At 32.9% G+C, this 26070-nt stretch carries 25 protein-coding genes; 10 read left to right on the top strand and 15 right to left on the bottom strand.

Features of this window, described 5'->3' with window-relative positions:
• Window positions 1-170: 170 nt before the first annotated feature.
• Entirely contained in the window at window positions 171-3026 is a 2856-nt protein-coding gene (gene gcvP, locus NNL09_RS01340; RefSeq protein ID WP_196910683.1) for an aminomethyl-transferring glycine dehydrogenase, read from the bottom strand.
• A gap of 227 nt (window positions 3027-3253) precedes the next feature.
• Between gcvP and NNL09_RS01335 the strand changes: the two genes are divergently transcribed.
• The gene (locus NNL09_RS01335) at window positions 3254-3994 is read left to right on the top strand and encodes a hypothetical protein (protein ID WP_051476094.1); all 741 of its coding nucleotides are present in this window, start codon (window positions 3254-3256) and stop codon (window positions 3992-3994) included.
• Here NNL09_RS01335 and NNL09_RS01330 read toward each other — a convergent pair.
• The 8 genes from NNL09_RS01330 to NNL09_RS01295 all read right to left on the bottom strand — a co-directional run bounded on the left by NNL09_RS01330 (window position 3987) and on the right by NNL09_RS01295 (window position 8552).
• Complete coding sequence (locus tag NNL09_RS01330) at window positions 3987-4244, bottom strand: hypothetical protein (RefSeq protein ID WP_025666408.1); 258 nt, start codon at window positions 4242-4244, stop codon at window positions 3987-3989. The two genes, NNL09_RS01335 and NNL09_RS01330, sit on opposite strands and share 8 nt — an antisense overlap.
• Before the next feature lie 55 nt (window positions 4245-4299).
• Window positions 4300-4548 (bottom strand): hypothetical protein, encoded by a 249-nt coding sequence (locus NNL09_RS01325; protein ID WP_025666409.1) that lies wholly within the window; start codon window positions 4546-4548, stop codon window positions 4300-4302.
• 6 nt (window positions 4549-4554) lie between these two features.
• The gene (locus NNL09_RS01320; RefSeq protein WP_025666410.1) at window positions 4555-5109 is read right to left on the bottom strand and encodes a sigma-70 family RNA polymerase sigma factor; all 555 of its coding nucleotides are present in this window, start codon (window positions 5107-5109) and stop codon (window positions 4555-4557) included.
• 99 nt (window positions 5110-5208) lie between these two features.
• Window positions 5209-5694: an SRPBCC family protein gene (locus tag NNL09_RS01315; RefSeq protein ID WP_196910682.1), complete on the bottom strand. Its 486-nt coding sequence runs from the start codon at window positions 5692-5694 to the stop codon at window positions 5209-5211.
• Entirely contained in the window at window positions 5691-6608 is a 918-nt protein-coding gene (locus NNL09_RS01310; RefSeq protein ID WP_196910681.1) for a TIGR01777 family oxidoreductase, read from the bottom strand. The genes NNL09_RS01315 and NNL09_RS01310 overlap by 4 nt, the downstream gene beginning before the upstream one ends.
• A 13-nt stretch (window positions 6609-6621) precedes the next feature.
• Window positions 6622-7503: a methyltransferase domain-containing protein gene (locus NNL09_RS01305; RefSeq protein ID WP_196910680.1), complete on the bottom strand. Its 882-nt coding sequence runs from the start codon at window positions 7501-7503 to the stop codon at window positions 6622-6624.
• 12 nt (window positions 7504-7515) lie between these two features.
• A complete protein-coding gene (locus tag NNL09_RS01300; RefSeq protein ID WP_196910679.1) occupies window positions 7516-7959 on the bottom strand; it encodes a hypothetical protein in 444 nt (147 codons plus the stop codon).
• Between the two features lie 89 nt (window positions 7960-8048).
• Entirely contained in the window at window positions 8049-8552 is a 504-nt protein-coding gene (locus NNL09_RS01295) for a GbsR/MarR family transcriptional regulator (protein ID WP_025666415.1), read from the bottom strand.
• A 613-nt stretch (window positions 8553-9165) separates the two neighbouring features.
• Between NNL09_RS01295 and NNL09_RS01290 the strand changes: the two genes are divergently transcribed.
• Window positions 9166-11547 carry a M20/M25/M40 family metallo-hydrolase gene (locus NNL09_RS01290; RefSeq protein ID WP_196910678.1) on the top strand — a complete coding sequence of 794 codons (2382 nt, stop codon included), beginning with the start codon at window positions 9166-9168 and terminating at the stop codon, window positions 11545-11547.
• Between the two features lie 1115 nt (window positions 11548-12662).
• Here the strand turns inward: NNL09_RS01290 and NNL09_RS01285 are convergent.
• From NNL09_RS01285 to NNL09_RS01275, 3 genes are all read right to left on the bottom strand, one after another.
• Window positions 12663-14684, bottom strand: a complete 2022-nt coding sequence (locus tag NNL09_RS01285; protein ID WP_196910677.1) for a M3 family metallopeptidase — start codon at window positions 14682-14684, stop codon at window positions 12663-12665.
• A gap of 580 nt (window positions 14685-15264) precedes the next feature.
• A complete protein-coding gene (gene purE / locus NNL09_RS01280; protein WP_025666418.1) occupies window positions 15265-15750 on the bottom strand; it encodes a 5-(carboxyamino)imidazole ribonucleotide mutase in 486 nt (161 codons plus the stop codon).
• Between the two features lie 91 nt (window positions 15751-15841).
• Window positions 15842-16996, bottom strand: coding sequence for a 5-(carboxyamino)imidazole ribonucleotide synthase (locus tag NNL09_RS01275; RefSeq protein WP_025666419.1), 1155 nt, complete (start codon window positions 16994-16996; stop codon window positions 15842-15844).
• A 292-nt stretch (window positions 16997-17288) separates the two neighbouring features.
• Here NNL09_RS01275 and NNL09_RS01270 point away from each other — a divergent pair, with 292 nt between their 5' ends.
• The 7 genes from NNL09_RS01270 to NNL09_RS01240 all read left to right on the top strand — a co-directional run bounded on the left by NNL09_RS01270 (window position 17289) and on the right by NNL09_RS01240 (window position 23336).
• Complete coding sequence (locus NNL09_RS01270) at window positions 17289-18395, top strand: adenylate kinase (protein ID WP_081748296.1); 1107 nt, start codon at window positions 17289-17291, stop codon at window positions 18393-18395.
• An 86-nt stretch (window positions 18396-18481) separates the two neighbouring features.
• A complete protein-coding gene (gene obgE / locus NNL09_RS01265; RefSeq protein ID WP_025666421.1) occupies window positions 18482-19480 on the top strand; it encodes a GTPase ObgE in 999 nt (332 codons plus the stop codon).
• A gap of 423 nt (window positions 19481-19903) precedes the next feature.
• Complete coding sequence (locus tag NNL09_RS01260) at window positions 19904-21283, top strand: hypothetical protein (RefSeq protein ID WP_196910676.1); 1380 nt, start codon at window positions 19904-19906, stop codon at window positions 21281-21283.
• Window positions 21284-21342: 59 nt separating this feature from the next.
• Window positions 21343-21696 (top strand): hypothetical protein, encoded by a 354-nt coding sequence (locus NNL09_RS01255; protein WP_196910675.1) that lies wholly within the window; start codon window positions 21343-21345, stop codon window positions 21694-21696.
• Between the two features lie 120 nt (window positions 21697-21816).
• Window positions 21817-22161 (top strand): hypothetical protein, encoded by a 345-nt coding sequence (locus tag NNL09_RS01250; RefSeq protein WP_196910674.1) that lies wholly within the window; start codon window positions 21817-21819, stop codon window positions 22159-22161.
• Window positions 22162-22171: 10 nt separating this feature from the next.
• Window positions 22172-22693 carry a hypothetical protein gene (locus tag NNL09_RS01245; RefSeq protein ID WP_196910673.1) on the top strand — a complete coding sequence of 174 codons (522 nt, stop codon included), beginning with the start codon at window positions 22172-22174 and terminating at the stop codon, window positions 22691-22693.
• Window position 22694: 1 nt separating this feature from the next.
• Window positions 22695-23336 (top strand): hypothetical protein, encoded by a 642-nt coding sequence (locus NNL09_RS01240; protein ID WP_196910672.1) that lies wholly within the window; start codon window positions 22695-22697, stop codon window positions 23334-23336.
• A gap of 173 nt (window positions 23337-23509) precedes the next feature.
• Here the strand turns inward: NNL09_RS01240 and NNL09_RS01235 are convergent, their stop codons facing one another.
• Window positions 23510-23863: a DoxX family protein gene (locus NNL09_RS01235; RefSeq protein ID WP_196910671.1), complete on the bottom strand. Its 354-nt coding sequence runs from the start codon at window positions 23861-23863 to the stop codon at window positions 23510-23512.
• Between the two features lie 85 nt (window positions 23864-23948).
• A complete protein-coding gene (locus tag NNL09_RS01230; protein WP_025666427.1) occupies window positions 23949-24395 on the bottom strand; it encodes a carboxymuconolactone decarboxylase family protein in 447 nt (148 codons plus the stop codon).
• 313 nt (window positions 24396-24708) lie between these two features.
• Here NNL09_RS01230 and NNL09_RS01225 point away from each other — a divergent pair, with 313 nt between their 5' ends.
• Window positions 24709-25305, top strand: coding sequence for a fasciclin domain-containing protein (locus NNL09_RS01225; protein WP_196910670.1), 597 nt, complete (start codon window positions 24709-24711; stop codon window positions 25303-25305).
• 57 nt (window positions 25306-25362) lie between these two features.
• Here NNL09_RS01225 and NNL09_RS01220 read toward each other — a convergent pair whose 3' ends face one another.
• The gene (locus tag NNL09_RS01220) at window positions 25363-26025 is read right to left on the bottom strand and encodes a TIGR02117 family protein (RefSeq protein ID WP_196910669.1); all 663 of its coding nucleotides are present in this window, start codon (window positions 26023-26025) and stop codon (window positions 25363-25365) included.
• Window positions 26026-26070: the final 45 nt, after the last annotated feature.

The raw sequence follows: 26070 nt of genomic DNA, 5'->3' as shown, positions 1-26070 counted from the left end.
ATTTCACCATTGAACATCTCAGTTGGTATCAACTTTAATTGTTATGGTTCATTTCATAGGTTTACTGAGCAGTTTTAAAAATTACACTTATTTTTTGATCATAGTATGGTTAACAAAAAAAGAGGCAACCATAAAGTCACCTCTTCATCATTCATGGGGTAATAGCTTTTTTAAGCTTCTGTTTCCATATACTCTTCAATAGGAGCACAGGTACAAATTAAGTTTCTATCTCCATATGCATCATCTACACGGCGAACAGATGGCCAAAACTTGTTATCAGCTACATATGATAATGGATATGCTGCTTGCTCTCTCGAATATGGGAAATCCCAGGAGTCAGCTGTAAGCATAGCCAGTGTATGAGGTGCATTTTTCATTACATTATTTGGATTATCAGCAGTTGCTTCTGCTATTTCCTTACGTATTGCGATCATTGCATCACAAAAACGATCTAGTTCTGATTTACTTTCACTTTCGGTAGGTTCGATCATAATGGTTCCTGCTACCGGGAAAGAAACTGTTGGAGCATGAAATCCATAATCCATAAGTCGTTTTGCAATATCGGTAACCTCTATACCATTTGCTTTAAATGGTCTACAGTCCAAGATCATTTCATGAGCAGCTCTTCCTTTTTCTCCTACATACAATACGTCATAATGCCCATCTAAACGTTCTTTGATATAATTAGCGTTTAAAATAGCGTATTGAGTAGCTTCTTTTAATCCATTTACTCCAAGCATAGTAATATATCCATAAGATATCAAACATGCTAGGGCAGACCCCCAAGGAGCTGCAGAAATTGCTGTTATTGCCTGATCTCCTCCGGTAGTGATTATTGGGTTACCTGGTAAAAATGGAACCAGCTGTTGTGCAACACAAATTGGCCCAACGCCAGGGCCACCACCACCGTGAGGTATAGCAAAGGTTTTGTGTAAGTTAAGGTGACACACGTCTGCGCCTATTGCACCAGGATTGGTTAAACCAACCTGTGCGTTCATATTGGCACCATCCATATATACTTGTCCACCATTATCATGAATAATTTGAGTGATTTCTCTAATTCCAGATTCATATACACCGTGTGTAGATGGGTATGTAACCATTAAGGCGGCTAGGTTATCTTTATATTTTAGTGCTTTTTCTCTTAGGTCATCTATATCAATATTACCTTCTTCTGTGGCTTTGGTAACAATTACTTTCATTCCTGCCATTACTGCAGAAGCGGGATTTGTGCCATGAGCAGATGAGGGAATCAAACAAATATTACGATGATGATCTCCATTTGACTCATGATATGCTCTAATTACCATTAATCCGGCAAATTCTCCTTGTGCACCAGAGTTTGGTTGTAAAGAGGTAGCTGCAAATCCTGTAATTTCTGTAAGCTGTTCTTCGAGTTTTTTTAGAACTTCTTGATATCCCAGAGCTTGATGTACTGGAGCAAAAGGATGAATGTTCCCCCATTGTGGATCACTAAGTGGTAACATTTCTGAGGCCGCATTAAGTTTCATCGTACAGGATCCTAACGGGATCATCGAGTGATTTAATGACAGATCTTTTCGCTCTAACTTTTTAATATAACGCATTAATTCTGTCTCAGAATGATAAGAATTGAATACTTCATTTGTTAAAAAGTCGGTATTACGTCTTAGGTCTTTATCTATATTATTTGAAGTATCAATTTTCTGAATAGGAGTATATTCTTTTCCTGCAACTTTTGCAAAAATTGATAGAATAGTATTTAGATCTTCAATTGTTGTTGCTTCATTTAAAGAAATTGAAATTGTATCAGAATCCGGATAAAAGAAATTTACTTCATTAGTTTCTGCGATTTCTTTTATTTTGGTTGCATCTCCTTGTATACGAACGGTATCAAAATAGGCAGTATTAAGTTGATTGAAACCTAATTTTTCTAATTCTGTACTTAATGTTACGGCCGATGTGTTAACTTTTGAAGCAATATAACTTAAGCCTTCCGGACCGTGATATACGCTGTACATTCCAGCCATAACAGCCAATAGTACTTGTGCTGTACAGATATTAGAAGTTGCTTTATCTCGTTTAATATGTTGTTCACGAGTTTGTAGTGCCATTCGTAAGGCACGACCTCCGTTTAAATCTTGAGTAACTCCTATGATTCTGCCAGGAATAGTTCTTTTATATGCTTCTCTTGTAGCAAAAAATCCGGCATGTGGTCCACCATATCCAAGAGGGATTCCAAAACGTTGTGTAGTTCCCACTACGACATCTGCATCAAAGCTTCCTGGGGATTTTAATGATACTAAACTTAATATATCTGCAGCTACAGCAACTTTGATTTCTGCCTGGTGAGCTTTTTCAACAAAACCTGCATAATCATGTACCTGACCCGATTTACCTGGGTATTGCAAAATAGCGCCATAAAATTCGGTCGAAAAATCAAATTGCTGATGATCTCCTACTACCAATTGGATATCAAGAGGAATTGCTCTTGTTTGTAGTAAGGAAAGTGTTTGCGGTAATATTTCTTCGGAAACAAAAAACTTGTTTACATTATTTTTTTTCTGATCTCTGGATCGTACAGCAAATAACATAGTCATTGCTTCTGCAGCAGCTGTACTCTCATCTAATAAAGAGGCATTAGCCAACTCCATACCTGTAAGATCACAGACCATGGTTTGATAATTTAGTAATGCTTCTAATCTACCTTGCGCAATTTCTGCTTGGTAGGGGGTATATGCAGTGTACCATCCTGGGTTTTCGAGGATATTACGTTGTATAACTGCGGGTAAACTAGCTTCGTGATATCCTAAACCGATATAAGTTTTGAATACTTTATTTTTTGCTGAAAGCTTTTGTATATGTGCAGAATATTCTTGCTCACTTAAGGCAAAATCTAGATTTAACGATTTTTTTAAAAGAATATCATCAGGAACAGTTTCGTAGATTAATTGTTCTAAAGAATCTGCTTTAATTGTGTTTAACATCTCGCCAAGATCTTTTGTTGATGGACCTATATGACGTAGTTTAAAGGAATCGGTTTTCATAACGAAAAAAAACAGTTGAAATTGAAATTTCAAAAATACATATTTAATTGCTAAAACTTTCACAATTAATTAACCTAGACCTATCAAGTTTTTAACCAAATTCGGGTTTTGTTAACACATAACCCCTAATAAATAACGTGAAAACCTTAAAAAGTATATTCAGATTCTATATTAACGGTAGTATTCATGTCGCTTTAGCTATATGTGCTTTAGTACAAGTTACCTTTATGAAATATGGAATATCAGATCAATATACCTTCCTCCTTTTTTCTTTTTTAGGTGCTATTACGGCGTATAATTTTGTAAAATATTCTAAAGTCTCTAAACTTTACCACAAAAGATTGACCAAATCGATGAAAGGGATTCGTGTTTTAACCATTTTGAGTTGCGTGTCTTTTATCTACCTTTCGTTTAGAGTGTCGATTAATACGTGGCTCTATATGGCACCGTTTATAGCACTTACTGTTTTGTATGTTGTTCCTGTTTTTCCTAACAAAAAGAACTTAAGGAGCCTTGCAGGGGTAAAAATTTTTATTATCGGAATGGTTTGGGCTGGTATGACTGTATTGGTTCCATTAGTACATGTTAAAGGAAATCTGAATTTAAATTTTTTAATAGAAATGATTCAACGGTTTTTATTTATTGTGGTTATGATGTTACCTTTCGAGGTAAGAGACTTGCAGTATGATGATGTAGCTTTAGAAACGATTCCGCAAAAAATTGGAGTGACAAGAACTAAGCTTTTTGGTAGTATTTTATTGGTTATCTTTTTATTATTAACTGCTGTAAAAGATGAATTGTTATCATCGATAGAAATTTTAAGTACTATATTGATAACTACTATAAGTTTATTCTTTTTATGGGGAACAGATAAAAAGCAATCAGAATATTATTGTTCTTTTTGGGTAGAGAGTATTCCTATAATGTGGTTAATAATTCTCGTTATTCTGGAGTCTTTATTTAGTTAATTCTTTTTGTTATTTCTTTTTTCATTGCTTCTTTATCTGAAGCGCTGATTGATTGTGTTTTAGAATTGTTAATGGTTTTTGTAAGTTTTGTGTTTCTTTTGGAATACGCTCGCGTTACTTTACAATAGATCAGGCGAATATTAAGTTTTATTATTTCGAGAAAAGATGCTTCACCATATTGATTTTTATCGCAAATATGTTTTGCTTCTTCACAGGATACAAATACTTTATTCTTATTCGTAGTTTTCATTATGCTATTTGGGTAATTCTTTTATTCGAGGGCATTATACTATAACTATTTAAGGTTACATTCTTTGCTTTAATCGTTCTTTCATTGCTTCTTTATCAGAACGGTTAATACTAATCACTTTTGGGCTCTTTACCAATTTGGTTAACTTCATGTTTTTTGCAGTGTACTTCCTGCATGCTCTACAATATATCAAATGTATGTTCAGCTTTACTTTTTCCCAAAAAGAAGCTTCTTTATACTGATTTTTGTCACAGAAGTGATTTGCTTCTGAACAACTTACTAATATTCCCTTTTTATTACTCATTTTTTCCTAAAACCAATTTTTTTCTAGACATTCGGCCATGGCTGTACGTGCTCTATGGATGATCACCCATAAGTTAGACGCAGTGATATCAAATTCATTACAAATAGCTTCAGTATCGAAACCTTGTATTGTTTTTAATTTAAAAATAACAGCTTGTTTTTGAGGCAATTTCCCCATGCAATCATGTATGGCTAGACCTAATTCTTCGTTTTCGATCTCGCCTTCTGCATTGCCATCAAAAGGATCTGCTACACGTTCTTCTAACCAATCACCTTCAGTTTCAGAATCAGAGGTATAGTTCATTCTTACCTCTGCTTTACCTTTATTACTATTAATTTTACGATAGTGATCGATGATTTTTCTTTTCAGAATAGAAATAAGCCAGGTACGTTCACTAGCTTCGCCTTTAAAATTTTTCATGGATTTAAGTCCGGCAAAGAATGTTTCCTGTACTAAATCTTGAGCAATTTCTTTATCATCAACTCTTACAATGGTATAGTTGAATAGGTAATCACTGTACTTATCCACCCACATATTTGGGTCTATGGTATTTGTTGACATTATATTTCCTGTTGTTATATTCACCAAAAATAGGATAAAAAGTTGAATCTTATAGGCGCTTTAACGAATCAGTATTTTGTGTCTATTAATATTGAATCCTTATAAATAGTTATTATAATGCGATTTTACTGCGTTTTTGGATTCTAAATACAGTTTTATAGATTGATTGCGAGCAGAAAGAAATTGAGTGAGATGCTTTTTTAGGGCTAGATTATCAAATAATTTACCTAAAATACAGTAGGGTGTTTCGTATTCGAGTATATCGATCATTTCTGTTCCAAATGCTGTTTTATAAAAAATATGTTGATGTTTAAAAAACTTAAAACATCCTTTAACCATTTCATCGGTAAAGTTATTTGGGGATTCATACTCGGTAATTATACTTTTATGAATGAGATGAATCCCAAAATGTTGCCCTCTCCAGGTAACGGTTTCTCCTAATTCGATTAATCCCGAAGTTTTTCCTGCTATGGCTTTTTCTTTAGTCTTGTTTGCAGATACCATATGAAAGTCAATACTCCTAGCTAAATCAAATACCTCTTTAACTGGGTTTTTGATTTGAGTTGTTAGTCGTATAGTTGTCATAATTTTCTAGATAAGTGAATTAATGCTGGTTTAAGTTCGGGATATAAGAACTGAAATCCATTATTCATAAGTTTTGAAGGGATTACATTTCTACTCTTGAGTACAAGTTCGGTTTCTGTGTTAATAATTCTTGCTCCAAGTTGAAGTATGGGTTTTGAAATAGGAACTCCGAAGGGAATTCTCATAACTTTTCTAAGTGTTTTCATAAAGACTGAATTGGTTACTGGTTTAGGTGAAACAATATTTATCACACCTTCAATGCTAGGGTTTTTAATAATAAATTCGATACTTCTTGCAAAGTCTATTTCGTGTATCCAACTTAATTTTTGATTCCCATTACCTTGTTTTCCCCCTAACCCAATTTTGGTTAAATTAAGAATTGATGGCAAAGCTCCTCCCTTTTCTCCTAAGACAATAGATGTTCTTAAAGCAATTTTTCTGGTTTTGGTAGTTTGCTGATTAAAAAAAGTTTTTTCCCATGATGTAGCGACATCAACAGAAAAACCAGTCCCTATTTCTCCATCAATTTCGTTCATTTCTTTATCTAAAGAATGCCGATAGATGGTTGCTGTTGATGAGTTTAACCAGATTTTAGGAGGTTTTTTGCATTTGCTTATTACTTCTCCCAAAATAGAGGTTGAGGTTACTCTTGAATTTAAAATAAGATCTTTATTCTTTTGGGTGTATCTACAATCTACTGACTTGCCTGCTAAATTGATTAATATTTCTGCATCCTCTAGTTCTTGTACCCAATCTCCAGAGGTTTTTGCATTCCAATGAATAAATTGAACGTTCTTTTCTATTCTACTTTTTCCACGAGTTAGAATTGTAATAGTTTCTGCTTTCGTTTTAAAATATTCAACAAGTACCTTTCCAAGAAAACCTGTTCCTGCTGCTATGACTATTTTTTTCATATGTTTTCTAATTTCATTTTTCTGCAGTGATTAAATAATATCCAAAACTTTTGGTATGTAGACCAGAAAGTAATGCAAATAGCGATCCTTTTAAGTTTTTTATGCTTTGTGGTTTTAGAATTTCTCTTCTACATAGTTTTTTTAGCATAAATCCTGTAATTGCAAAAGGAACATGAAGAACAGAAGGAGCAACTCTAAATGATACATCTTCGATATTTACATTCTTAAAACCTATGTGTTTTAATGTCTGTTCTATTTTTTTAATACTTCCTAAACCTTCTAAGCTCCATCCTTTGCAAAGTTGTTCGTAGCAATAATTACTACCTATGCATAATTGCTCTTCATCTTTTTTTAAGAATGCATCGGCTATTACTAATTTAGAGCCTGGTTTTAGTATTCTGTATGCTTCCTGTAAAGCTTCTTTACTATGCCCAGAATGACAAAAACTTTCTATAGCATAAGCTCCATCTACACTATTAGTTTTAAAAGATGTATTGCAATAATTTTCTTCTAAAATCAACCCATTCTTATGTTGTAACCTTTTATTTCCCTCCCTTACCTGAAAAGAAGAAAGTGTTACACCAATGATATGTAGTAGAGGGTATTTTCTTAATCCATACTGTATTGCCCCGCCAATACCACATCCCAGGTCTGCTACGAGTGAATTTTGTTTAGGAACTTGTAAACGATTAAAAACCTGCTGATTCATTTCGTTAAGCATTGAATCTCTTTTTAGAATACTGGTTTTGAAAGGGATATAATATCCAAAATGCATATTGAAATCGGTACTCCAGAACTTATAATCTTCTGTTGCTTCATCATAAAACCTGATTATTTTTTCTTTTGTAGCAGATTTTTTAAGTCTTAGTTTGTCTAATATGGTAAGTGTACTCATGATGATATAGTTTTAGGAGAGGTTAAAAAAACCAATACAATTATAGATTAACAATAAAGTATAAACAGTAGCAAAAAGAACGAATAGGCAATTCATAACATAGCTACCTATTTTGAATATCTTTTTCTTTGGAATTTCATACATAGGATAATATGCTATTTGGGTTGCAACTTTACCAACCCAGTAGGCTGCTATTAGTCCGGTTAGTGCAATTGCTAATTCAGATTGTTCCTTAAGTTGGGAGGTAAGTAGGATTGCTATTAATCCAAAAGAAAAATTAAGACCTTGGATGTATCTTCCATACGTTTTTGCGATTTCTTGATTGAGTGGTTTTAGCTGCTTTACATCGGTATACCAATCAAATACTTTATGTCTTATATAAGGATATATTAATGCAGTGAATATTTGACCGATGCCTGCTGTAATAATCAACCAGTTTGGAATATAAAATTTCATATTTTGTTAATTTTAAAGTTTCAGAAAAAATTGAAACTATGATTGAAAATAAAAAGGAGAACGTCTCCTTTTTTGTTTACGGTGCTTTTTTATTTAATTAATTTCACCAACGCTTTTGTGATCCAGTTATGATCCTGACCAATAACTCTATTCATTAAAATATCTAAGGTATCAGCCATTTCATGTAATGCCTTGGTTTGTTTTATTAATTCTTTGGTTTTTGCAGTTCCATCTTCATCAATGTTCGAAACATCTTTTAAGATTTTAATAGTCGGTTGTAATTCTCTTCTACTTCTTTCTTTGGCGATTTGTCTTGCCAGTTCTTGTACATCCTTCTCTGAAGTGAAATATTCTTTTCGTTCTCCCATTTTATTCTCTTTGAAAACAATACCCCAATCCATCAATTGACGTAAATTCATACTGGTGTTGCCTCTAGAGATTTGTAATTGCTCCATAATATCCTCCATAGAAAGAGGTTCTGGAGATATTAATAATAAAGCATGGATCTGTGCCATTGCTTTATTGATGCCCCATAAGGTTCCTAAAGATCCCCAGGTAGAGATAAATTTATTTTTTGCTTCATCATAATTCATATTACAAATATATAAAAAATTTTAAACTTTCAAAAAATATTGAAAGATTAAAAACGATCTATAACCCGAATCAATAGTATTTTGATGTGATGCATTGGCTATAATATAGCCAAAAGGTGTACTAAATTGTGTTTTAGGACATCTTTTCATTGATTTAGGACATACTTATATTGGCTAGGTAGGGCTTTTTTGGTAGTTTAGTTTACTTAAAACACACAAAATCAACTTATGAAACTCAATAACCTACTTAGGAGCATTTGCTATGTGACCTGGGATTCCTTCCGATCTTTGCAATCGATCTATAACATCACTTCACAAAAAGAACTTATTATTACAAGAGGCAAGCTATAGATTTTAGGTATCACTTTAATCTTTGATGGCACGTATATAGTCTGGTAGAGATAGGTTTATTTTTACTATTGATGAGTGAATGGTATCATATATAGATGATAAATTTTAAAGAATATTCACTTTTTACTTTCTTCATAATTGATAGATTATTACGGATTTACCTTGATTATTCTATGATAAAACGTCTTTTGTTCGACTTTGATATTATGTACTTTAGCTACTACACAAACACAAATTATAAACTCAACAAACTAAACTAACGATGAGAAAACTAAATCTATTTTTTTTAGCGGTATCGCTAAGCGTATTAACGTCATGTATTTATGCGCAGGAACGATCAAAAATGTTTCATGCGACGATGGATACTCAGGACGCATTAAAACTAAAAAAGAATCATCCCAATGATGTGAAAATTATTAAATCGGTTAACGAATATAGTGCCGTAATGCTGAATGAACATTCGGCAGAAGAACTACATCATACGGGATTAAGGCATGGACCAGGATATTTTTATGAAACTTCAGAAAAAGCTGCTATAGAAGCAATAGTGAAAGCTAATTCAATTCAAAAATCAAAAAATCAATCCTCAACAAAAGCAGCAGTTGCTTTTGAGATTACTCAGGATCAATTGGTAAATCAAAGTTTAGGGTTGGTAAATAACACTAATATTGATAGACAAATTAAAGAACTTGAGAATTATGGTACCCGTTACCACACAAAAAGTAGTGCAAAAAGAGCTTCTACAGACTTAAAAGCAAAATGGGAGGGACTTGCCGGTAATCGTAGCGATGTATCGGTTAGACTTGTCAACCATTCTGGTTCCCCAATGCCGTCTGTTATTATGACGATTACCGGTACAGAAAAACCAAATGAGTATGTGGTTTTGGGAGGACATTTGGATTCGACATCACCACGTGATCAAAATAATGCTCCGGGAGCAGATGATAATGCTTCTGGTATTGCAACAATTACAGAAGTTGCCAGAGTATTATTTAGCATGAACTACAAACCAAAAAGAACAGTAGAATTTATGGCATTTGCTGCAGAAGAAATCGGTTTGGTAGGGTCTAAAGAAATAGCAAGAGATTATAAAAATCGTAATGTAAATATAGTGAGCTATATGCAATTGGATATGACTAATTATAAAGGTTCTACACAGGATGTCTTTATTACAACAGATTCATATAATAGTACTTCTTTAAATAATTTCTTGAAAAAATTAATGGATCATTATAATGCTTCTGGAACACATAAAATTACGTATAGTAATTCTGCTTGTAACTATGGATGTTCTGATCACCATAGTTTTGCACAACAAGGATATGAAACAGCATTTCCTATAGAAGCAAAATTTAGTGAGAGTAACCCTAATATTCATACGTCAAGGGATACTTCATCTAGATTTCCTACCTCAAATGCAACACATGCTGCCAAATTTGCCAAATTAGCTTTAGAATACCTTATCGAAATTTCTAATGCAGGCTCTGGAGGCAATCCTCCAACAGGATATTGTGCATCTAATGGGCAAAAAACATCAGACGAGTATATTGGTAAAGTTGCTTTAGGAACAATTAATAAAACCTCTACTGCAGGAAGCGGAGGGTATAGCGATTTTACAGCAGAAACTACTAATCTATCTAAAGGAACATCACATACCATTACGGTGACACCAACGTGGTCTGGAAGTACTTATGATGAAGGATATGCAGTATGGATTGATTATAATCAGGATAAAGATTTTGCTGATTCTGGCGAGTTGGTTTGGAGCAAAGCGGCTTCAAAAACAACACCAGTAAGTGGTAGCTTTACTGTACCAGCAGGAGCAAAAAATGGAAGCACAAGAATGAGAGTTTCTATGAAATATAATGCAATTCCTACTGCTTGTGAGTCTTTTGAATATGGAGAAGTAGAAGATTATACTGTTGTTATCGGAGGATCTGGTGGGGGAGATACTCAGGCGCCTTCTGCTCCTTCAGGATTATCCTCATCAAATGTAGCGCAAACTACTTTAACACTATCATGGACATCTTCTACAGATAATGTTGGCGTGACCGGATATGATGTGTATAAAGGAAATACAGTTGAAACTTCTGTTTCTGGAACCACGACTAACATTACAGGCTTAACTGCTAATACTGCATATACATTTAGTGTAAAAGCAAAAGATGCTGCAGGTAATGTATCTGCTGCAAGTAATGTGATAAATGTAACCACCACAGGAGGAAGCAGTGACCCTTGTGCTGGTGTTCCGCCATATAGTTCTTCTGAAACCTATCAGCCTGGTGATCGAGTAACGTACCAGGGGAGTCTATATGAAAGAACCAATACAGGTTGGACTTATATTGGATCTTGTGGAGCACTGTTCGCAAGAAGCTCTACTGTTGATGTATTAGCAGATGATAGTATGTCTTTTGATTTTTATCCTAATCCAGTAACAGAAGATCATATAGAGATTACTGTTAATAATGAGCTGTGGAAATCAGGAAGTGTATTGGTTGTAGATGTAAAAGGAAATATTGTACGAGAGATTAAGCTTAAAAATAAAGTTACTCAAGTCAATACTTCTAAATTTTCTACTGGAGTATACTTTTTGACACTTTTTAATGGATCAAAAAGTGCTACAAAACAGATGATTATAAAATAATTATAACATATCAACTCATCTTAACTTTTTTTCTGTTAGTGAAAATAAAGTTAAGATGAGTTTATTGATAACTACCCAGTATGATAGTTTTGTGAACTTGATTACTATAGAATCAAACTATTATGGCATTTAGAGCCTTGTTAAGGGGAACCTTTTTCTTATGAAACTTTGTTTTACTTATTTTGAGATAGAACAAAAAAGGAAACTACAAATGCACAAAAAATAATAGAAATTACTCAAAACAATATTCTAATCCCAATACAATTGTTTGAGCTTTAATATGGTATACAAACTCGTCATAATTCAGGGAAAAGTATACTTCTCTTGAAAACAAAAAAGCAGATACATTTCACTAATGTATCTGCTTTTTTACTAATTTTTTTATTGTTAAATGTCTCTATTGCTTACCCTAAGAAATCAGAAGCATAGATACCTTACTTATGAACTCTTAAGAAAACAAATGATCGATAGCATTAGCAAAGAACGATCAGAAAGGTATTAACAAAATTGTTTAAAGGCACATATTTCAGTTTTATACAAAGAAAAATAACAGCATGCCATATTATCAGGGCAATCAGAATCAGAATTACATTCTGTATACCTACCACCGTTAATACTTTTTTGCTGAGTTTTACTTAAGACCTTCCCTAAAGTTAAAATTGTTTTTTTCATTTTTACAATAATTTAATTAATATGAATTTGGTATAACACTATTTAATTCTAAAAATTTGTAGTTATTCTTGAGTTTTAATTTTAATGTGCTTTAGTTCAAAAAAAAGAATAATATTCTCATTCCTATACCCTGAAAACAGGGTTTTAGGAATTCTATATGTAAAATGGATTTAAGAGACTTTATTATTACTCAATCACGTAAGCATAAAGACTTATATAGTATTGTATTTATATTTATAAAAAGGAAATATTGCACAAGAGATTAAGCTTAAAAGTGAAGCTGTCTAAACCAAGATTTCAAAATTTTCTGGCGAAGTATACTTTTGGTAGATCAAAAAAAATATACAAAGAAGATGATTATAAAATGATAGCGAAGGATATATTAGATTTACCAAATGGATCTGTTAAAGTTTTTAGCTTCAACAGATCCCATTTGGTATTTTTTATTTAATTAATCCTGCTCGTTTTAATAACGCTTCAGGCTTAGGTTCTTGTCCTCTAAAACGTTTGTAAAGAGTCATAGGGTTTTCTGTACCTCCTTTAGATAACACATGATCTTTAAATTTGGTAGCGATTTCACGATTAAAAATTCCATTTTCTTTAAAATACTCAAAAGCATCAGCATCTAATACTTCTGCCCATTTATAAGAATAATACCCCGCAGAATACCCTCCTTGAAAAATATGCGAAAAAGCTGTACTCATACAGTTTTCGTCTACATTTGGATACAAAGAAGTTGCCGAAAAAGTAGTTTTTTCATGTGCTTTTACGTCTTTTATATCGCTAGGATCTTGTGCATGCCATGACATGTCGAGTAGTCCAAAACTCAATTGACGCAGTGTAGACATACCTTCCATAAAGGTTGCAGATTCTTTAATCTTTTCGACCAATTCCATTGGGATTATTTCACCTGTTTCATAGTGTTTTGCAAAAAGCTCTAAAGCTTCTTTTTCATAACACCAATTTTCCATAACTTGACTAGGTAATTCTACAAAATCCCAGTATACACTAGTTCCCGACAAACCGGGATAGGTAGTATTAGCCAGCATACCATGTAATGCATGACCAAATTCATGAAATAGTGTTGTTACTTCATTAAACGTTAATAAAGATGGTTTACTAGGCGTAGGTTTGGTGAAGTTGCAAACAATAGAAACATGAGGTCTTATGTTTTTATCATTCTTCCTCATTTGTGATTTATAGGATGTCATCCATGCTCCATTACGTTTTCCTGGTCTGGGATGAAAATCGGCATAAAACAATGAAACAAAATTACCTTCAGTATCAGTAACATGATAAGTTTTTACTTCTTCATGGTATTTGTCTACATCATTAACTTCTTTAAACTGAAGACCAAATAATTTATGGGCTACAGTAAAAACCCCTTCAATTACATTTTCTAACTTGAAATAAGGTTTTAGTTTTTCATCATCAAGGTCAAAAAGCTTTTGTTTTAGTTTTTCTGAATAGTAAGCTCCGTCCCATTTTTGTAAGTGATCAATCTCATCTAATTCCTTTGCATAAGATGTTAATTGTTTAAATTCTCTTTCTGCCGCAGGTTTGGCCTTCTCTAAAATTTCATTTAGAAAAGAAAATACAGTATCGGGAGTTTCTGCCATTCGTTCTTCCAGTATATAATTGGCATGAGAGGAATATCCTAAAAGAAGAGCACGTTGATGTCTAAGGTTTGCAATTTTTAAAACAATTTCCTGGTTGTCAAGATCATCGTTGTGAAATCCCTTGGATCCAAAAGCAAGAGCTAGTTTTTTACGCAACTCTCGATTATCGGCATAAGTGATAAAAGGAATATAGCTTGGGTAATCCAGAGTGATTAACCACCCTTTTTTACCTTTTGCTTCTGCCATAGATTTTGCTGCTTCCTTAGCTCCTTCTGGTAAACCAGCTAGATCAGATTCGTTGGTAAGCAACATCTCAAATTTATTAGTCTCGGCCAAGACATTTTCGCCAAACTTTAGGCTTAGCGTAGAAAGCTCTTTATCAACCTCTCTTAGTTTTTCTTTTTTTTCATCAGGAAGATTAGCTCCATTTCTCGAGAACGATTTGTATCTTTTTTCAAGAAGTCTGGATTGTTCCGGATTAAGATCTAATGATTCTTTTTGTGTATACACTACTTCGATTCTCTTAAATAAGTCGAGATTAAGTGCTATGTCATTACTAAATTCTGAAAGTAGAGGAGAGGCTTCTTGTGCTATTTTTTGAATCTCCTCATTAGTCTCAGCACTATTTAAATTAAAAAAGACACTTGTAACTCTATCTAACAACTCTCCGCAATATTCTAATGCCTCTATAGTATTAGAAAATGAAGGTGGTTCGGAATTAGAGACTATGGTATCAACTTGTTTTTTGGCAATAGAAATGCCGTTTTTTATAGCCGGTAAAAAATGATCTGACTTTATTTCTGAAAATGGTGCAGCATCAAATGGTTTTAATAGTGGATTGTTCATTGTGTATTAATGATTTCTTCTTGTTTTTTTATGTTATGTGTTCTTACATCGGAAAAAACAGCCTTTTATCGAAAAACGTTACCAGGTTATGGGTGTTTTTCATTAAACTAAATTTTATACCAATAGATTTGATTAGGTTTATTAGTATGGTCTAGTATTTAGAATAAAAGATTATTTTTATTTGGGGTATGAATATAAATAATTGTTCTAATGCAAAGACCAAATATATCGAAAGAGCTGCATTTTGCAGCTCTTTTGTCTTCTATTTTTTAGTAAAAAACCCATTTTTTACTAAAAAAACTGTTTTACTGTCTGTTTTTTCGATCAAAAAATAGTTAAAAAAATCTTAATTATTGTTTTTTGTCGACGAAATTGGTATTTCATCGAAAACTATGAATATTTTAGCATTACTTTTATTGTGTAATTAAAGTAAGGTTTTACCTTTGTTGTAGGTTTTAAGAGTAATGGTCTTACGATGAATTTTTTGTGTAATATATTTAAGTTGGTTAATAAATATTGTTATATTCTTTTGTAAGGCCTGATATTCAAAAGAGTCACTGAAAAGTGACTCTTTTTTTTGTTATTTTTTTATCTGCTTAGCTCCTTCGATTACTTTTTGCTTTAATCCTTCTTTATAGATTAAGATTTTATCTAAAACACATGTATCATTTGCACCTATAATTTGTGCTGCCAAAATACCAGCATTTAGAGCTCCATCTAAAGCTACAGTAGCTACAGGAACTCCGCCAGGCATTTGTAAAATAGATAAAACAGAGTCCCATCCATCGATAGAGTTACGTGACTTAACAGGAACGCCAATCACTGGTAGAGGAGATAATGAAGCCACCATCCCAGGAAGATGAGCAGCGCCACCAGCACCAGCTACAATAACTTGTATGCCTCTGGTATGAGCATTTTTGGCATAATCAAATAATTTTTCTGGAGTACGATGTGCCGAAACAATGTCTACTTCGACTTCGATATCAAAACCTCGTAATACTTCGATAGCTTTTTCCATTACTGGCATATCACTAGTACTACCCATTATTATTCCTACCTTGCTCATTATATTATTTGTTATTGTTAGTATTTGTTTGTCAAAAATTAGTAATCATAATAGAGTATGAAGGTATATAAAATAAGTTTCTACACCTCTGTTAACTAATTACTTGTATTGTGTTTTTTACTTTTTCAGCTATTTTTCGAGCTTCATCAATGTTTTCATGAACTATAGTAACATGCCCCATTTTTCTATAAGGACGTGTTTGTTTTTTACCATAAATATGTGGTGTAACACCTTTCATTTTCATGATTTCTTCTATGTTTTTATAAATAACATCTCCTGTGTATCCTTCTTGACCTACCAGATTGACCATAATACCACCTACTTTACTTTCTGTAGCTCCTAAAGGCAAATCTAGGATAGCTCTTATGTGTTGTTCAAATTGATTAGTATAGCTTGCTTCGATGCTATAATGTCCACTATTATGTGGTCTTGGTGCAACTTCATTTACAAGAATCTCATCTTCTTGTGTTTGAAACATTTCTACAGCCAGTACTCCTACATGCTCAAAAGCTTTAGACACTTTCTCGGCAATTTTTACTGCTTTTTGAGCAATTTTAGAATCAATTCTGGCTGGGCAAATCACATATTCTACCTGGTTGGCCTCTGGATGAAACTCCATCTCTACCACAGGATAGGTTTTGATTTCTCCACTAGGATTGCGAACAACAATTACAGCTAATTCATTTTTAAAATCAACTAAATGTTCTGCAATGCATTCTGTATCAGGAATTTTTGCTAAATCTGCTCCAGATCTAATAATAGAAACGCCTTTACCATCATATCCTCCCTGTGTACTTTTCCAAACAAATGGAAGTTTGATTCTATTGTTGGTAATTCCTTCAGTAAGGTGAGCCTTGTTAGAAAACCGTGTGAACTCTGCAGTTGGAATTTTGTTTTCCTCGTAAAAAAGCTTCTGTTCTCCTTTGTTTTGTATCTTTTCCAGAGTTTTTGAACTTGGATAGACTTTTTTGCCTTCTTTCTCTAGTTGAACTAAAGCTTCTAGATTTACAGTTTCAATTTCAAAAGTGAGTATATCTACCTTTTTTCCAAAATTATAAACAGTCTCATAATCCATCAAATTACCTTGTTGAAAATGATCACATGCAATTTTACAAGGAGCATCTTGACTTGGGTCAAGGACATATGTTTGGATGTCATATTTTCGGGTGTCATAAAGCATCATCTTACCTAGCTGACCTCCTCCTAGTATTCCTAACTTAAAGTTTGACGAGAAAAAATTTGTCATTTTCGGGGTTTCAAATTTATCTTAAAATGCAAAAATAATTTTTTCAGAAGGAATAACCACAATAATGTAAGGTAAATGCAATAAGTTAACCATAATAAAGCTTATTTGGTTGGTATGCGTTTTTATTTGTTGATGATTAAATCTATACTAATTCTGTATTTGTATAACAATCATTTTGACCTGTTTGTGGTTGTAAGAAGGTTGATGTCGTAATTCTTAGTTATGCTCATTACTAATCACTATCTTTGCGGCTTTAAATTAAAAAATCAAACCAGAACAAGTATAAAATAAGATGGTAAAACTGCACGATTTACAGTTTGTTCCTTTCATTAGTGAAGAAGAAATAAAGACTGCAATAGATAAGGTATCTGCTGGATTAAATCAAGATTTAGCAGATAAAAACCCTTTATTTATAGGAGTATTAAATGGTGCGTTTATGTTTGCTTCAGAGGTTTTGAAACGGTTTGATTATGATTGCGAAATTAGCTTTGTGAAATTAGCATCGTACGAAGGAACCGAAACTACGCACGAGGTTAAAGAGTTAGTAGGTCTAGGTGAAGAGGTTTCAGGAAGAACAGTGGTGATCTTAGAAGATATTGTAGATACGGGTAATACGATCGAAGTGCTAACAAAAATGTTAGTAGAAAAAGGGTGCTTAACATACAAAATAGCTACTCTATTTTATAAACCCGAAGCATATACTAAAAAAATTAATATAAATTATATTGGGATAGAAATCCCAAATCGATTTATTGTAGGATACGGACTTGATTATAATGGATTAGGGCGTAATCTTACAGAAGTTTATCAATTAAAACCAAACAACATGACAAATTTGGTGTTATTCGGACCTCCAGGAGCAGGAAAAGGAACACAAGCAGAAGTTTTAAAACAAAAATATAATCTGATACATATCTCTACAGGAGATGTGTTTAGATACAACATAAAAAATGAAACAGAGTTAGGTACTTTGGCAAAATCATATATCGATAAAGGTCAATTGGTACCTGATGAGGTTACAATTAATATGCTGAATGCCGAAGTTGATAAAAACCCAGAAGCTAAAGGCTTTATTTTTGATGGGTTTCCAAGGACCGAGGCTCAGGCAGATTCGCTAGCTAAATTACTAGAGTCAAAAGGAGCAATGGTTAGTGCAATGGTAGCTCTAGAAGTAGATGATGAAGTATTAGTACAACGATTACTCGAAAGAGGAAAAACATCAGGGCGACCCGATGATGCAGATGAAAAAGTGATACGTAATCGTATTAAAGTATATTATGACGAAACAGCTATCTTAAAGAATTACTACCAAAAACAAGATAAATATTTTGGAGTAGATGGAGTAGGAGGTATCGATGAAATTACAGAGAGGTTAAGTAGTGTAATAGACAAACTTTAGTTTGTGAAAGCTGAATCTAATTCAGTATAGTAAAAGTAAAATTGAAATATCTCTGATTTTTATTAGGGTGATATAGGAAACGAATTATGACAGAAGGGAATTTTGTAGATTATGTAAAATTACATATAACCTCCGGGAACGGAGGGAAAGGATCTGCACATTTACATCGTGAGAAATACATTACCAAAGGAGGACCCGATGGTGGTGATGGAGGCCGTGGTGGTCATGTTATTATTCGCGCAAACCCTAACATGTGGACACTACATCACCTTAAATTTAAACGCCATCTAAGAGCTGGTCACGGAGGGCATGGAAGTAAAAGCAGAAGCACAGGAGCCGATGGAGAAGATGTTTATGTAGATGTACCTCTGGGAACAGTAATTCGGGATACCGAAACACAAGATATTATTAAAGAAATTACAGAGGTAGGACAAGAATATATTGCTGCCGAAGGTGGTATGGGAGGTAGAGGTAACTGGCATTTTAAAAGCCCAACAAACCAAACTCCTCGCTATGCCCAACCAGGTGTAGAAGGACAAGAACATGATGTTACGCTAGAGCTTAAAGTACTGGCAGATGTTGGATTGGTAGGGTTTCCTAATGCAGGAAAATCTACCTTGCTGTCGGTTATAACCGCCGCAAAACCAAAAATTGCAGATTATGAGTTTACTACACTTAAACCAAATCTGGGTATTGTAGAATATAGAGATTTTCAAACTTTTGTGATGGCTGATATTCCTGGTATTATAGAAGGAGCAGCAGAAGGTAAAGGTATAGGTCATCGTTTTTTACGTCATATCGAACGTAATTCTACCTTGTTGTTTTTGATTCCAGCAGATGCTCCCGATATCAAAGAACAATATGAGATCCTTTTGGATGAACTACGACGGTACAATCCAGATTTATTAGATAAAGAACGACTTATAGCAATATCGAAATCTGATATGTTAGATAATGAATTAAAAGAAGAATTGAAGGTAGAGTTAGATCAGCAACTCAACGTTTCTTACCTGTTTATTTCTTCGGTAGCACAACAAGGGTTGCAAGAGTTAAAAGATAAGCTTTGGCAAATGTTGAATGACTAAAACTTTGATTTCTTATTTTGTAATATAGTATTAGTGCTAATTCTACTTTAGCATTAAGATAATATATTAACTTTTTTTGCATAGTTTCATATTTAGTGCACCACTTATTTTTCTAATAAAAAAGACTTACAATTCTTCAATTTCTTTTTCTACAAAGTAGAAACCCAAACATTCTGGAGTCTTCATTGCATTGTTATATGTAGTTCCTTCTCTTGAAATGTAATATTACCATTCAATAAAAGATCTTAACCATAGATCAAAAGCCAAAATTCCCATTATAACCCCAGAAAGGTTCTTTGCTAATTTTTCAAATATCAAATAATACGTATCGAATATCACTAAAAGCAATGCGGATATGAAGTAAAGCTATTTTTGTTTTGACCGATATCTATATTTGAACACTTAAAAAATTCCTTTAATAATATGAATCAATTTAAGAGTATTCTCATTGTCATTTTAGTATTGTTTTCTGTAAAGACAAGTGCTCAAAAAATTCCTGATGGACTCTATTTTGTGAGCGGAAATAAAATAAATCAAATTACTATTCTTAATAGAAGAGATGGAAGTATAAAAGCAACATTCGATACATATCGAGGAACTTCAGAGATGGCTTTTTCATTACTAAAAAACATACCAGGTAGTTATGAAAGTGTTGATACTAAAGAAAGTTACATTTTGACAAAAAAGAATAACCTTTTAACACTTTTGGTATTAGGAGATATGAATCTGGTCGTAAAAAAAGAGGTTTTGGCGATTAGTAAAAAAGAACTAAAAGCGGCAAAAAAACAACTAGGTATTAAGTCCGAATTATCTAAGGAGTTAGGAAGCCTTTGGGGAAAGAAGAAAAAGAAGGAGGAGGAAGAAAAAGGGCCTTTAGAATATTTTGTGAAAGATGCAACGTCAGATTTTCATCAAAAGAATGTTGGGAAAATAGTTTTCTTTTCTAAAGAGCCTACTGTTGGTAACGAAGATGTATCAACAATAAAAACAGATTTTAAAGTTGGAGATGAAATTTGGGGAGTGGCTTACTTTCCTGCAAAAATGAAAGATAGCTATTATTTGAAACGGCTAAGTAATCGTTTTCAAGATAATTTTGGACGAAATCACTATTGGATAACTATAGGAATGGATAAAATGGAGAAAGATCTGTTGCCAAAAGAAAATGAAGTAGTAAATCAATGTACCGTGAAAAGGTTGAAAAAAGCAGATTTAGAGAAAAATTATGCGGTATTTCAAATAGTTCCTTCTTCTCTAGAGAGTATGAAAACAGATAGAGATGGAGCTTCCTTTTTGTTGGGAAGAATGGGCGAGCGCTTAGATCCTTATAAGCATAATTTAAGAATTTCACTTACCGATGGGAAAATGGATCAGGAAGATGAACTCTATTTTGGTACGATAACCTATGATACAACAAAGGGAACAGAAAGTTTAATAATGATGGCTAAAGAAATTGAAGAAGGAGCTTTAAAAGCAAAAAGAGCACCTACACCTGTAAAACATAATGCAAATTTGGAAGCAGAAATGATGCAACAAATTGAGTTATGGGCAAATACTAAAGACTGGCCAGGGGTGAAATTTCATAAAGTTATGATCACATTAGATTGGCAAATCTTAAGGGATGATTATGGAAATATTACGGGAAATTATGTAGAAGGTGATGTGCTATATTCTGATGATGAAGGCTGTGGTTATAGAAATTTTGGATTTTTAAAAGCCTATTTAGGTAATGGGCAATATGATGAAAACATCAAACAGCATACCATTGGTCATAGAGGAGAATTAAGTTGTGATAAAGTGAAATAAACAACAAAATACAGGTACTGATTATAGAAAAGGTTACTTAGCCAGTAAAAAAAATAGTTATGAAAGAAGAGTTAGTAAAAGAAGGAATCCAAAAAGAAGAAAAAGTAGGATATCTTAAATCAAAAGTAAACTTGATGCAGGGAACACTTTATTTAACACCCAATAGACTTGTGTTAGATGCCCATAAGACTGGTGTAAGTGGATTAGGGCTTTTGGGTAGTTTACTCAAAAAACAAGTTGAAAAGAAAAGTTTTGGATTTAATCTTGAGTTTAAGGAAATACAGAAAATAACCCAGGGAAAACATGGTGTAACAAAAAATGTCCTGGAGGTTACAAGTAAACAAAATGAAACATATAGGATCATTGTGAAAAATTATGAAGAGTGGGAAAATGAATTGAATCAAAAAATGTAACCTTTTAATTTGAACAAAAGAAAATCTAACCCTTCTCCTAAAAAGATTTGTTGGTATAAACCAAGAGATGATCAAGGTTGTATTTAAATAAAATAATTATAGAATTGTAGGAAACTAAATATGGCGAGAAAAATTGAAATAACCACAGAGAAAACTCTTAACAAAGAAGTATTAAAAGATTATCTAAACATGATGTTTTCTTCTTTTGGATATGAGGTGTATCTAAGTTCCTTGATAGGAGCAGATGTTGTCATTAAGAAGAATAACTGGATAGGTGCTTCTGTTAAGTTGAAAACTAAATCTGATAAAAACTATATAGTAATAAGTGGGTTTTCGCCATCAACAATGGCAAGAATACTAGTCTCTGGTATTCTTCCCATCTTAATATTATTACCAAAATGGTTACGATTTGAAAAAGAAATAGAAGGCATAATTAAAGAGGATCAAGCAATTTTTAATACATGAATAATAGCAAATGGTTTATAAATTAAATACAGAAAATGTAAATGCAGCAAAAGAAGAAATAAAAGAATTTGTTTCTGGATTAGCAGCTAAGTTAGATAATAATTTTGGAGATGAATATATAATTTCTTTAGGGAAAGATACCGAAATAGAAGACGATTGGAGTTATGACATAAAAATAAGAAAAGGAAATAAAATCGGTGCTTCATTATCTCTAAATTGGAAGAAACAACATTCTGGTGATCTAAATATAGAGGTCTCAGAATCTACAAAGATTGGTAGTTTCTTGATGTATGCTATAGTTTTTCCTTTTATGCTTATAGGTGCCTATATGGGAGCTAATCATATAGCACCATTAGATTTTTTACCAGGTTATAAATTGGCAGGAGCTTTGGGAGGAGTTATAGCTCTTATTCCAGGAATGATTTTGATGACTCTTATTAAATCGATTATACTGAAAAAATATAAAGAGGAGAATGCAAACCTTATGAAAAAAGTACTAAGCACAACGAGTAATACATTTCAGAAAATTTAATATGAAAATAGTTATAAAATTTTTTATCGGATTTGTTATTTTTTTGGTACTAGGAGCAATCATTCTAGGTGTTATAGCAAATGAACAGGATGGAGCAAGACAGCATTTTAGATTGTTTAATACCAGTGAAGAGCAAAAGTCAGTTACTTTTGAGATGATTTATGAAGATGGTACACCAAGTGATGTTTGGGCAATAAACGAAATAATTGATCCAGGAAATACTACAAATGGAAAACTCCTCCCCGGGACTTATTTGGTTAAAATATGGGATCATGAAGAAGTACTGGAAAACGAATTTGAATTTTCATTTAGTTTACCTAATCCAGAAGAATCAAACTATAATTATTACAGGTTTGATATAGCTATGGATAAAGATTTTAGAGTTGTAAATATGGCAGCAGCTTATGAAGGGAGCTCGCTGGCCAATACGATGTCTAAAGCAGTAGGGGCACATCAAGATGAAATTTTGATAGTAGAGACTTACATGGGAAACAGGCCTTTTTTAATTCCAGAAAGTTATACAGATCGCACATTTATTGATGTGTATGAGGATATGCCTAATCGAATTAAATACGGAGAATTAATTTATAGATTAGAAATTGTAGGTATCAATAGTAAAACAGCTAATGAAACAATAAAATAATTATGAGTGAAGAAGTAATCAAACTCATGTTATATTGTTTTGGATGTTAAAAATATAGATGAGCACAGAAGTATAAAAATAGAGTTATACTTTGTAGTTTACCTTCTGTGCTAGATCTTAATGTGTTATGCCGATAGAAATTGTTTTTGATATGCTCTGATACAATTTACTTTTTACTTAATATGTATCATTTCGAGATATTTTTCTTTGATGATGCTAAGCCTAAATCCGGCTGCGGCGGCAGAGAAGACAGAATAATCTAATGGCGCTTTAACACCTATAGTAACACACATGGCAATGCCAAAAAGGGCAATAAGAGTACCACTTAGTTTGGCAGATAATGATGTTTTGAATCCGATAATCAAAAATATAGCCAATACTATTTCTGCAGCTGTAGCTACAATCCCTACAAAATTTATAAGGCTATTAGGAACCCATGGGTTAAGCACTTTGGTGTATTCTATAAAACTACCCCAGTTACCCCAGGCAGAGCTTTCTTCAGGCCACCATCCAAATCGGTCTGCCACTGCAGATAAAAAACCTAAAGCAATACTTACCCTTAGAAAGAGTTAGATATAGATAATCTTCATTGATATAAAAATTTAATTATTTTTAAGAAGGTATTGGAGTCATTAAAGTGGCTCTTCCTATTCTATTCCATACATTGATACAACAAATTGCCATAATAATGTCTGCCACTTTTTTTTCACCAAAAAGATGAATGGCTTTTTGATACAACTCATCACTTAATCCATCTGCAGAAATATGTGTTATTTCTTCTGTCATTTCGAGGATGACTTGTTCCTCTTCAGTAAAAAAAGGAGATTCTCTCCAAAAAGGCAAAGCATGTATGCGATATTGTTTTTCTCCTTGATTAACAGCTTCCTGAATATGCATTTGCACACAGTAGGCACAACCATTAATTTGTGAAGCCCTAATTTCTATCAATAAAAACTCTAAGTCAGATAATGAACTTTTTTTGATATCATCATAAAGTGCCAAAATAGGCTTGTAGGCATTTGGATTAACCTCACTAATATCGATCCGATCTTTTTTCATGTCATTGATTTTATTTGCTTAAGACAAAATTCAATATATAAGATGACTAAAAAAATAATCTAGATTAAGAAATGCATTATGAGTATGACTAAAAACGAATACTAGAAGAAACGTTACGGATAATAAGTTGACGTTTATAATTTTGCTCCCCCTGCTACCTTTATAGAGTAATTGTATAGTAGTGTTCTTTGGCTCTTAAAATTTGTTGAATAATGAATTTAGTGTTTTGTTAAGATTTATTTAACCAAAATTTACCAAAGAAAAATGCTTCTGTGCCGTTTCCATACAAACAAAAAAACGAAAAATCCTTACAATGAAAATTAGAAATGTATTACCAGTTTTTGCTTTATCCGGATTGTTATTACTGACCGCCTGTAGTGAAACGAAAAATGATAGGACTACACAAAACGAAAAATTAATAGCACAGAATGTAACACCTTCGGAAACTATTAAAGAAAAACTACCCACTATACTCGAATTTGCTTCTATGGATAAAGGGTTTTCTACACTCACATCTGCAATTAAAGTGACCGAATTAGCAAAATCACTAGAGGATAAAGGTTCGTTTACCATATTTGCCCCGGTAAATTTAGCTTTCGATAAATTAAACCCTATCACATTAGAAAAATTGCTAAAACCAGAAAATAAAGAGCAATTAAAAGCTATTTTGAATTGTCATATCATACCTAATGTAATTACAAAAGAAGATATTGTTATTGCGATTAATGAAGGTAACGGAAGTGTAAAATTAAAAACAATAGGAGGAACATTATTGACTGCAACAATGAAAGGGGATAGAGTTTTTCTTATCGATGAAATGGGTAATGGAGGTAATCTGGTGACTACAGATGTTAAGGCATCTAATGGACTTATCCATACCATAGATGCAGTAATGATGCCCAAGAAATAAAATTACATCTTTATAATATTTCTAGACCTGTCGGTTTAAAACCAGGCAGGTCTTTTTTTATCTATCAGATTGATTTTTATGCATGCCCAGTAATCCAAAATCAAAGGGTGTCCATAAGCACGCTTTTATATCGCTTTGTTTCAATCCCGTGTTGACCCAGCTATTACAAGTGTTAAAGCATGTATAATTTCCTGTTGCCTCATAAAAGTCATCGTTTTTGTAATACCCTAAACCAGGTAATACTATCTTTTTGTTTTCACTATTTAGTCTAAAAGTAGCAGAGATATATTGGTTTATTTTTGTGAGTTGTTTTTGATTGACTCTTAGAGCTACCCAATCCTCTTGCATAGAAGAATGCCTGGTAACATGTAATAAGGTCGGAGTATTAAGAAATAAAGCTTGAAACCCATTAACAAATGTAAGATCAGCCCATAATGGAGTTTCGACATAAAAGTTTTTATCGCCCCAGCCAAATGAGAAATATTGTGCCTGAGGAGTATCTAACTGATCTTCTAATACACTAGTATTTAGGTCGTTTTTGGCAATGATAATTTCTAAATGAACACCATTAGAGCTCAGGTAAACAGTATGATTTTTTTCTTCGCTATCTTGTTTTCCATTTACTGGAATATAGGTTAATACCAGAGATATGATAAGATATAATACCGGGAGTATTAAAATGATCCCAATGTATTTAAATATCTTTTTGATTATCCTCATAAGATAAAGTCTGAATATTAGTTAGTCTTCTTCAAGAATACCAAA

It is taken from the genome of Aquimarina sp. EL_43 (assembly GCF_943422735.1).
GTDB lineage: Bacteria > Bacteroidota > Bacteroidia > Flavobacteriales > Flavobacteriaceae > Aquimarina > Aquimarina megaterium.
This window is presented reverse-complemented; position numbering and strand designations above follow the sequence as displayed.

Coding starts and splice junctions, on each gene's coding strand:
- gcvP (WP_196910683.1), bottom strand. CDS start 3,026: ATGAAAACCGATTCCTTTAAACTACGTCATATAGGTCCATCAACAAAA.
- NNL09_RS01335 (WP_051476094.1), top strand. CDS start 3,254: ATGAAATATGGAATATCAGATCAATATACCTTCCTCCTTTTTTCTTTT.
- NNL09_RS01330 (WP_025666408.1), bottom strand. CDS start 4,244: ATGAAAACTACGAATAAGAATAAAGTATTTGTATCCTGTGAAGAAGCA.
- NNL09_RS01325 (WP_025666409.1), bottom strand. CDS start 4,548: ATGAGTAATAAAAAGGGAATATTAGTAAGTTGTTCAGAAGCAAATCAC.
- NNL09_RS01320 (WP_025666410.1), bottom strand. CDS start 5,109: ATGTCAACAAATACCATAGACCCAAATATGTGGGTGGATAAGTACAGT.
- NNL09_RS01315 (WP_196910682.1), bottom strand. CDS start 5,694: ATGACAACTATACGACTAACAACTCAAATCAAAAACCCAGTTAAAGAG.
- NNL09_RS01310 (WP_196910681.1), bottom strand. CDS start 6,608: ATGAAAAAAATAGTCATAGCAGCAGGAACAGGTTTTCTTGGAAAGGTA.
- NNL09_RS01305 (WP_196910680.1), bottom strand. CDS start 7,503: ATGAGTACACTTACCATATTAGACAAACTAAGACTTAAAAAATCTGCT.
- NNL09_RS01300 (WP_196910679.1), bottom strand. CDS start 7,959: ATGAAATTTTATATTCCAAACTGGTTGATTATTACAGCAGGCATCGGT.
- NNL09_RS01295 (WP_025666415.1), bottom strand. CDS start 8,552: ATGAATTATGATGAAGCAAAAAATAAATTTATCTCTACCTGGGGATCT.
- NNL09_RS01290 (WP_196910678.1), top strand. CDS start 9,166: ATGAGAAAACTAAATCTATTTTTTTTAGCGGTATCGCTAAGCGTATTA.
- NNL09_RS01285 (WP_196910677.1), bottom strand. CDS start 14,684: ATGAACAATCCACTATTAAAACCATTTGATGCTGCACCATTTTCAGAA.
- purE (WP_025666418.1), bottom strand. CDS start 15,750: ATGAGCAAGGTAGGAATAATAATGGGTAGTACTAGTGATATGCCAGTA.
- NNL09_RS01275 (WP_025666419.1), bottom strand. CDS start 16,996: ATGACAAATTTTTTCTCGTCAAACTTTAAGTTAGGAATACTAGGAGGA.
- NNL09_RS01270 (WP_081748296.1), top strand. CDS start 17,289: ATGGTAAAACTGCACGATTTACAGTTTGTTCCTTTCATTAGTGAAGAA.
- obgE (WP_025666421.1), top strand. CDS start 18,482: ATGACAGAAGGGAATTTTGTAGATTATGTAAAATTACATATAACCTCC.
- NNL09_RS01260 (WP_196910676.1), top strand. CDS start 19,904: ATGAATCAATTTAAGAGTATTCTCATTGTCATTTTAGTATTGTTTTCT.
- NNL09_RS01255 (WP_196910675.1), top strand. CDS start 21,343: ATGAAAGAAGAGTTAGTAAAAGAAGGAATCCAAAAAGAAGAAAAAGTA.
- NNL09_RS01250 (WP_196910674.1), top strand. CDS start 21,817: ATGGCGAGAAAAATTGAAATAACCACAGAGAAAACTCTTAACAAAGAA.
- NNL09_RS01245 (WP_196910673.1), top strand. CDS start 22,172: ATGGTTTATAAATTAAATACAGAAAATGTAAATGCAGCAAAAGAAGAA.
- NNL09_RS01240 (WP_196910672.1), top strand. CDS start 22,695: ATGAAAATAGTTATAAAATTTTTTATCGGATTTGTTATTTTTTTGGTA.
- NNL09_RS01230 (WP_025666427.1), bottom strand. CDS start 24,395: ATGAAAAAAGATCGGATCGATATTAGTGAGGTTAATCCAAATGCCTAC.
- NNL09_RS01225 (WP_196910670.1), top strand. CDS start 24,709: ATGAAAATTAGAAATGTATTACCAGTTTTTGCTTTATCCGGATTGTTA.
- NNL09_RS01220 (WP_196910669.1), bottom strand. CDS start 26,025: ATGAGGATAATCAAAAAGATATTTAAATACATTGGGATCATTTTAATA.